This is a genomic window from Pseudanabaena sp. 'Roaring Creek' (assembly GCF_001402795.1).
Taxonomy (GTDB): domain Bacteria; phylum Cyanobacteriota; class Cyanobacteriia; order Pseudanabaenales; family Pseudanabaenaceae; genus Pseudanabaena.
Genome location: NZ_LIRE01000735.1, coordinates 1 through 1,154 on the forward strand (window position 1 = coordinate 1; position 1,154 = coordinate 1,154).

The 1,154-nt window shown below is 42.5% G+C and carries 1 pseudogene; it reads right to left on the reverse strand.

The features are described from left to right. Window positions 1–1,154 (reverse strand): annotated as a pseudogene (locus AC805_RS26570) (hypothetical protein); the annotation flags it as partial.

Genomic DNA, 1,154 nt, shown 5'->3' on the forward strand with positions numbered 1-1,154 from the left:
GAAAGAATATCCAAAAACTCCATTAACCACTGTTTTAAAACCTCACGGTTAATCTTCTTCTCAATTTCATGACTATTAAGAGTAGTCGCGTGCTTCAGCAAAGAATTAACCCTAGCTAACTCACGCTTATCCCTACCCTTAACATTTTCAAACTCAGAATCCGCAACCGCATCAACCGTATCGAGAATTGAAAGATCGGGTTTCAGCAAATCCGCCAGCAAAGTCGTATCAATAATTTCAGGAATAGCCGACTTAATCCCATGAAAATCTAGACCATGATAGGACTTATCTCCTAGTAACCCATGCAACTTATTCAGCACATCAATAATTTTCTGCTTATGGTCAAGACTAGAACGAGAAATCACAGCGATCGCCCGATCTACATCCTCACGACTAACCAAAATCTGACGCATCGTCGTTAAACTCTCCGACACCTCCTCCCATACCAGCAAAGTTTTCGAGTAATCAAACTCATTAGGACTAGGCAAACTAGCAGGATGAGAACGCAGGATTTTAGAATTAAAAGCGATCGCTCGTTTATGCTTAAAGCCAAACCCATCACCCGAACTACCACGGCAAGCATTGAGCAAAGGACAAGTCTCACAAATGATCTTAGTATCAGAAATTGCCTTATCGCGCAGAGCAGCGATCGCCCCAGTGCGAGAACAATTTGCCTGAGTATCTAAAGACTCACCCGACTTAGCACGACGTAACTTACCTGATTTATTAGTCAAGCCATTGTGACGAGCAGGCAGAATTTCCCAATCCTGCAAAGTGGAAGTTGTAACATTGCGCGAATCATTAGATATATAGACGATCCTTTCAACACCATCAAACATTTCAGGACGCAAGCGCCCCGCATCATAGCTTTTGCCCGTACCTGTTGCTGAAGCATCAAGGACATGTTTGTGAGTTAATAATGAATCCCGCCAAGTTTCCAGCCTTGTTTCTGACTCATATTCAAATTGGGGTGAGGAGTGATGGGGCGATCGCCTAACTTGAGATTTATTAGTAAACCCCTTGGCAGTCTTCTTCGGCAAAAGCTTGTCTTTCAACCACTGGAACGGTGAAAATTTGGGTTTTGTTTGATAATTAGCAATTTGGAAAAACTGCTCGACCGTCAAAAGCTGAATAACTGCATCATTAGATAACTC